Annotated in this window: 7 protein-coding genes and 1 pseudogene; 6 read left to right on the top strand and 2 right to left on the bottom strand. The window is 65.6% G+C overall.

The annotated features are described in order from the left end of the window. On the bottom strand, positions 1-418 hold a 418-nt coding region (locus N7333_RS23455), incomplete at its 3' end, for an amidase (RefSeq protein ID WP_279859462.1). A 15-nt stretch (positions 419-433) separates the two neighbouring features. Further along, positions 434-721 (bottom strand): Asp-tRNA(Asn)/Glu-tRNA(Gln) amidotransferase subunit GatC, encoded by a 288-nt coding sequence (gatC, locus tag N7333_RS23450; RefSeq protein WP_003242853.1) that lies wholly within the window; start codon positions 719-721, stop codon positions 434-436. Between the two features lie 237 nt (positions 722-958). Between gatC and mreB the strand changes: the two genes are divergently transcribed. From mreB to N7333_RS23420, 6 genes and pseudogenes are all read left to right on the top strand, one after another. Beyond that, positions 959-1,996 (top strand): rod shape-determining protein MreB, encoded by a 1,038-nt coding sequence (mreB, locus tag N7333_RS23445; RefSeq protein ID WP_003242854.1) that lies wholly within the window; start codon positions 959-961, stop codon positions 1,994-1,996. Positions 1,997-2,149: 153 nt separating this feature from the next. Next, a complete protein-coding gene (gene mreC / locus N7333_RS23440) occupies positions 2,150-3,115 on the top strand; it encodes a rod shape-determining protein MreC (RefSeq protein ID WP_177491160.1) in 966 nt (321 codons plus the stop codon). Then, positions 3,115-3,603, top strand: a complete 489-nt coding sequence (gene mreD / locus N7333_RS23435; RefSeq protein WP_003242856.1) for a rod shape-determining protein MreD — start codon at positions 3,115-3,117, stop codon at positions 3,601-3,603. The genes mreC and mreD overlap by 1 nt, the downstream gene beginning before the upstream one ends. A 49-nt stretch (positions 3,604-3,652) precedes the next feature. Beyond that, positions 3,653-4,249, top strand: coding sequence for a Maf family protein (locus N7333_RS23430; protein WP_129482901.1), 597 nt, complete (start codon positions 3,653-3,655; stop codon positions 4,247-4,249). 100 nt (positions 4,250-4,349) lie between these two features. Beyond that, on the top strand, positions 4,350-5,807 hold the full coding sequence (gene rng, locus N7333_RS23425; RefSeq protein WP_003242858.1) for a ribonuclease G: 1,458 nt from the start codon (positions 4,350-4,352) through the stop codon (positions 5,805-5,807). Between the two features lie 17 nt (positions 5,808-5,824). Beyond that, positions 5,825-6,855: pseudogene (locus N7333_RS23420) on the top strand (TIGR02099 family protein); the annotation flags it as partial.

Below are 6,855 nucleotides of genomic sequence, written 5' to 3'. Positions count from 1 at the left end.
TCTTCACCGCGCCGTAGTGGCTGGATTCGTTGGCCGAGCCCATGGCGAACTCGTCCATGTTCAGCTTGCCGAGGGTGACGGTGCCGGCGGCCTTGAGCTTCTCCACCACGGTGGCGTCGTAGGGCGCCTTGAAGCCGGTGAGGATCTTCGAGCCGCAGGAGGTCAGCACGCCGTTGGTGCAGAACAGGTCCTTGTGGGCGATCGGGGCGCCGAGCAGCGGGCTGTTTTCGCCGGCCGCGCGACGGGCGTCGGCGGCCTTGGCCTGTTCGATGGCCAGATCTTCGGTGACGGTGATGAAACTGTTGAGCTGCGGGTCGAGCTGCGCGATGCGCGCCAGCAGGGCGCGGCTCAGCTCTTCGGCGGAGAACTGCTTGGCCTCGAGGCCCTTGGCGATCTCGGCGAGGGTCATTTGATGCATGTCGAGCCCTTTCCTTTATTCGATGACTTTCGGCACGAGGTACAGGCCGCTTTCCACGGCCGGGGCGATGGCCTGATAGGCGTCGCGCTGGTTGTGCTCGCTGACCACGTCGGCGCGCAGGCGCTGGGTGGCTTCCAGCGGGTGGGCCAGGGGCTCGATGCCCTGGGTGTCGACCGCCTGCATCTGGTCGATCAGGCCGAGGATGCTGTTCAGGGTTTCGGTGGTTTGCGGAATATCGCTTTCGTTCAGGCCAAGGCGGGCCAGGTGGGCGATTTTTTCCACCTCGGAGCGTTCAAGCGCCATCGGGGGTTCTCCAGTGGAAGTGTGAAGGGCGCGCGGGTAGCCAGGCTGCAGGGAACGGATGTCGTGAGCTGGCGGTCAAAGGCCGCGATGTGCGGCTGCAAGGCCCGGAAAAACAGGCAATCTACCATATTGCCGCCTTGCTCAAAATCCCTGCCGTTGTTAGAGTTTGCCGCACTTTTTACCTGCGCGTTTTCCGCGCCTGGCCTTCACCCACGCGTTGCCTAGGGTCCCTTCCTAATGTTCAAGAAACTGCGTGGCATGTTCTCCAGCGATCTTTCGATCGACCTGGGCACTGCCAATACCCTTATTTATGTGCGCGAACGCGGCATCGTGCTGAACGAGCCGTCCGTGGTCGCCATCCGTACCCACGGCAACCAGAAGAGTGTCGTGGCCGTCGGCACCGAGGCCAAGCGCATGCTCGGCCGTACCCCCGGCAACATTTCTGCGATTCGCCCGATGAAGGATGGCGTGATCGCCGACTTCAGCGTTTGCGAAAAGATGCTGCAGTACTTCATCAACAAGGTTCACGAAAACAGCTTCCTGCAGCCGTCGCCGCGCGTACTGATCTGCGTGCCGTGCAAATCGACCCAGGTCGAGCGTCGCGCCATTCGCGAATCGGCCCTGGGCGCCGGTGCCCGTGAAGTGTTTCTGATCGAAGAGCCGATGGCCGCTGCCATCGGTGCCGGCCTGCCGGTCGAAGAGGCCCGCGGTTCGATGGTCGTCGATATCGGCGGCGGTACCACCGAGATCGCGCTGATTTCCCTCAATGGCGTGGTTTACGCCGAGTCCGTCCGCGTCGGCGGCGACCGTTTCGACGAAGCCATCATCACCTACGTGCGCCGCAACTACGGCTCGCTGATCGGTGAAGGCACCGCCGAGCGCATCAAGCAGGAAATCGGCACCGCCTACCCGGGCGGCGAGATTCGCGAAGTCGACGTGCGCGGTCGCAACCTGGCCGAGGGCGTACCACGCAGCTTCACCCTGAACTCCAACGAAGTGCTCGAAGCGCTGCAGGAATCCCTGGCGACCATCGTCCAGGCGGTCAAGAGCGCGCTGGAGCAGTCGCCGCCCGAGCTGGCCTCGGACATCGCCGAGCGCGGCCTGGTGCTGACCGGTGGCGGCGCGTTGCTGCGTGACCTGGACAAGCTGCTGGCCCAGGAAACCGGTCTGCCGGTGATCGTCGCCGAAGACCCGCTGACCTGCGTCGCCCGTGGCGGCGGCAAGGCGCTGGAAATGATGGATCGCCACGCCATGGACCTGCTCTCCACCGAGTAAGGGTTCCGCTAGTGGCTCGCTGTCGTGCCGCCTCCGGGCGGCACGCGCATATTCGAGCATTGCAGTACACTCGGCCCAACCTTCGCCTGACCGGTTTTGCCCTTCGCATGAAATCGCGCGCTTTCCGCCCATGTGGCGCACAAGGAGCAGGTCATTAAGCCGCTCTTCGCCAAAGGTCCCTCGCTGGGCATCCGCCTGCTGGTATTCGCCGTGCTCTCGGCGGTGCTGATGGTGGTCGACGCGCGTTTCGAGGCGCTCAAGCCACTGCGCAGCCAGATGGGCCTGGTGCTGACGCCCTTCTACTGGCTGGCCGACCTGCCGGTACGCGCCTGGGACGGTGCTACCCAGCAGATCTCCTCGCGCAGCGAGCTGATGGCCGAGAACGAGAAGCTCAAGGCCGAGGCTCTGCTGCTGCAGCGCCGTCTGCAGAAACTGGCCGCGCTCACCGAGCAGAACGTGCGCCTGCGCGAACTGCTCAACTCCGCCGCGCTGGTGGACGAAGAGGTGCTGGTCGGCGAGCTGATCGGCGTCGATCCCAACCCCTATACCCACCGCATTCTGATCGACAAGGGCGAGAAGGACGGCGTGTTCCTCGGCCAGCCGGTGCTCGATGCCCGGGGCCTGATGGGCCAAGTGGTGGAGATCATGCCCTACACCTCGCGCGTGCTGCTGCTCACCGATAACACCCACAGCATCCCGGTGCAGGTCAATCGCAACGGCCTGCGCGCCATCGCGGTCGGTACCGGCAACCCCGAGCGCCTCGAATTGCGTCACGTCGCCGATACCGCCGACATCAAGGAAGGCGATCTGCTGGTCAGCTCCGGCATGGGCCAGCGCTTCCCGGCCGGCTACCCGGTGGCCACGGTCAAGGAAGTGATCCACGATTCGGGCCAGCCCTTCGCCATCGTCCGCGCTGTGCCCACCGCCGCGCTCAACCGCAGCCGTTACCTGCTTCTGGTGTTCTCCGATCAGCGTACCCCGGAGCAGCGTGCCAACGATTCGGCCGAGGCCCAGGAAGCGGCTGATCGCGAAGCCGAGCGGGCGCGCGAGCAGGGCGAGCAGAAACCTGCCGAGGGCGATGCGCCGGTGACCCCTGCTGCCGCCCAGGAGACGAACTGATGGTCGGTGTTCAATCGCGCAACGGCTGGGTGATCTGGCTCAGCCTGGCGCTTGGATTGTTGCTCAGTGTTTCACCGCTGCCCGAGTTCATGCAGATCGGCCGCCCACTGTGGGTCGCGCTGATCCTCACCTATTGGGTGCTGGCGTTGCCGCATCGCGTCGGCATGACCACGGCCTGGTTGCTGGGGCTGGCACAGGACGTGTTGTTCGGTACCCTGCTGGGGCAGAACGCGCTGATCCTGACCCTGATCACCTTTCTGGTGCTGAGCCTGCATCAGCGTCTGCGCATGTTCCCACTGTGGCAGCAGAGCGTGGTGCTGATGGTGGTGTTCGGTCTGGCCCAGCTGGTGCAGCTGTGGCTCAACGCCCTGACCGGCAGTCGTCCGCCGACCCTGGCCTTCGTCCTGCCGGCACTGGTCAGCGCACTGCTCTGGCCCTGGATCTGCGGCATCCTGCGCGGCCTGCACCTGCGCCTCAACGTCAACTGAGCGCGGCCCGCCGCACGGCTGGTCGCGGTTCGCCAAGGGAGATACCCGTATGGCCGAGCTGTTCCTGGCCTCCGCCTCGCCCCGCCGGCGCGAGCTGCTGGCACAGATTGCCGTGCCCTGCGTCACGCAAATCGCCTCGATAGATGAAAACCCGTTGCCAGATGAGCCTGCCACGGCCTATGTAGAGCGTCTGGCGCGGGAAAAGGTACGTGCCGGACTGACCGCCCTGGGCGGCCGCGCCAATGCCGTGGTGCTGGGCGCCGACACCGCCGTGGTGCTGGATGGACGCATTCTGGGCAAGCCCCAGGATTTCGCCGATTTTCAGCGCATGCTGCGCGCCCTGGCCGGACGTACCCATCAGGTGCTGACGGCCGTAGCCCTCGTCAGCGGCGATCGCGAAGCGGCGCGTGTGGTGGCCAGCGACGTCACCTTCCGCGCCCTGAGCGAGGCGGAGATCGAGGCCTACTGGGCCAGCGGCGAACCCTGCGACAAGGCAGGCGGATATGGTATTCAGGGACTGGCGGCGGTGTTCGTCAGTCGTATCGAGGGCAGTTATTCGGCGGTGGTCGGTCTGCCCTTGTGCGAAACGGCGCAACTGCTGGCGGATTTCGGCATCCCCTGCTGGCAGATGCCGACGCAAGGCTAGGTGCAGGCGCGACGTTCAGGATGGAATCGCCCATGAATTCGCGCCTGCAGAAACAATCGGCGTCACGTCGAACCGACAACGAATCCAGCGGGACGGATGCATGAGCGAAGAGATTCTGATCAATATCACGCCGATGGAGTCGCGCGTGGCGGTGGTGGAAAACGGCGTGCTGCAGGAAGTGCACGTCGAGCGCACGCAGAAGCGCGGCATCGTCGGCAATATCTACAAGGGCAAGGTGGTGCGGGTGCTGCCCGGCATGCAGGCGGCGTTCGTCGACATTGGCCTGGAACGTGCGGCCTTCATCCATGCCTCGGAGATCTCCACCCGTGAAGGCGCTGCCGTCGAACCGATCAGCGCCCTGGTGCACGAAGGGCAGAGTCTGGTGGTGCAGGTCACCAAGGACCCCATCGGCAGCAAGGGCGCGCGCCTGACCACCCAGCTGTCGATTCCCTCGCGTTACCTGGTGTACATGCCGCGCACCAGCCATGTCGGTATCTCGCTGAAGATCGAGGAAGAAGCCGAGCGCGATCGGCTCAAGCAGGTGGTGGCCGACTGCGTCGCCGCCGAGGGCATCGAGGAGGCTGGTGGCTTCATCCTGCGCACCGCGGCGGAAGGGGCCGGCGCCGACGAGATTCTCATCGACATCCGTTACCTGCGCCGCCTGTGGGACCAGATCGCCGCTCAGATCCAGAACGCCAAGGCCCCCTCGGTGATCTACGAGGACCTGTCCCTTGCGCTGCGCACCCTGCGCGACCTGGTCAGCCCGCGCACCGAGAAGATCCGTGTCGACTCGCGCGAGACCTTTCAAAAGATCACCCAGTTCGTCGCCGAGCTGATGCCGGAAATCGCCGACCGCCTGGAACACTACCCCGGCGAGCGGCCGATCTTCGACCTGTACGGCGTAGAAGACGAAATCCAGCGCGCGCTGGAGCGCAAGGTACCGCTGAAATCCGGTGGCTACCTGGTGGTCGATCCGGCCGAGGCGATGAGCACCATCGACGTCAACACCGGCGCCTTCGTCGGTCACCGCACGCTGGAAGAGACCATCTTCAAGACCAATCTGGAGGCGGCCACCGCCATTGCCCGTCAGCTGCGCCTGCGCAACCTGGGCGGCATCATCATCATCGACTTCATCGACATGGAGGACGAGGAGCACCAGCGCCAGGTACTGCGCACCCTGGAGAAGCAGCTGGAGCGCGACCACGCCAAGACCAACATCATCGGCATCACCGAGCTGGGCCTGGTGCAGATGACCCGCAAGCGCACCCGCGAGAGCCTCGAGCAGATCCTCTGCGAGCCGTGCAGCGCCTGCCAGGGCCGCGGCAAGCTGAAGACGCCGGAAACCATCTGCTACGAGATCTTCCGCGAGATCCTGCGCGAGGCTCGTGCTTACCAGGCGGAGGGTTATCGGGTGCTGGCCAACCAGAAGGTGGTCGACCGCCTGCTCGATGAGGAGTCGGGCAACGTCGCCGATCTGGAGGCCTTCATCGGCCGCACCATCAAGTTTCAGGTGGAAACCATGTACTCCCAGGAACAGTACGATGTGGTGCTGCTCTGAGCACGGGAAGCCCTGAGGTGGGTGGTCTGGGGCGTCTGTTTCTGCAGCTGCTGCGCTGGGGGCTCGGTCTGTGCGCCGCGCTGCTGGTGCTGGCGGCGCTGTATGTCAGCCTGGGTCGCGAGCTGGTGCCGCTGGTGGCCGAGTACCGCCTGGAGGCGGAGGACCACGCTAGCGAGGCGCTGGGCGTACCGGTGCGCATCGGTCGGCTGGAGGGGCGCTGGCAGGGCTTCGCGCCGGTGCTGGTGGCTCACGATGTGCAGATCGGTGCGCAGGATCTGGGGCTCGGCCTGGATCGCGTGCAGCTGCTGCCGGATATGCTCGGCAGCCTGCTGGCGCGGCAACCGCGCATCGCTCATCTGCAGTTCGATGGCCTGCAGCTGAACCTGCAGGAAGACGCCGAGGGTGCCTGGCACCTGCAAGGCTGGCCACAGCGTGACGGCCCCGACGCGGATGTCCAGCAGGTGCTGGAACAGTTGCGGATAGTGCGGCGCATCAGCCTGTTCGACAGCCGTATCGTCCTGCAGCCGCGCGACCAGGAGCCGCTGCTGCTCAGCTACGTCAACCTCAGCCTGGGTTATGGCCGCAACAGCCAGCGCCTGGATGGTCGCCTGCTGCTGCCCGATGGTCAGCCGCTGGCCTTGCGCCTGCGCACGCGGATGCAGCCGCAGAGCTGGCGCGAGGCCGAAGCCGAGCTGTACCTGAGCCTTCCGCAGAGCGACTGGGCGGCCTGGCTGCCGCAGCGCCTGACCGGCGACTGGCACCTTGAGCGCCTGCAGGCCGGCGGCGAACTCTGGCTCAAGGCGCGCGGGCTGGCCCTGCAGCAGGGTGCCCTGCGCCTGCATGCACCGCAGGTGGTCGGCGCGCATGGCGAGCAGGAGCCGATCACCCTGGACGACCTGGCCTTCAATGCCTACTTCCGTCAGGAGGCAGGCGGGGTGCACGCGCAGCTCGATTCGTTGGCCATGACCCATGGCGAGCAGCGCATTGGCGAAGTGCATCTGAACCTGGCGCAGCACGGCGCCGGCAGTGCAGAAGAGCGCTGGGCGCT

Source organism: Pseudomonas sp. GD04158 (genome assembly GCF_029834875.1).
Taxonomy (GTDB): Bacteria; Pseudomonadota; Gammaproteobacteria; order Pseudomonadales; family Pseudomonadaceae; genus Aquipseudomonas; species Aquipseudomonas hydrolytica.
Note: the sequence above shows the minus strand (reverse complement) of the source record. Positions and strands in the feature narration are given on the sequence as shown.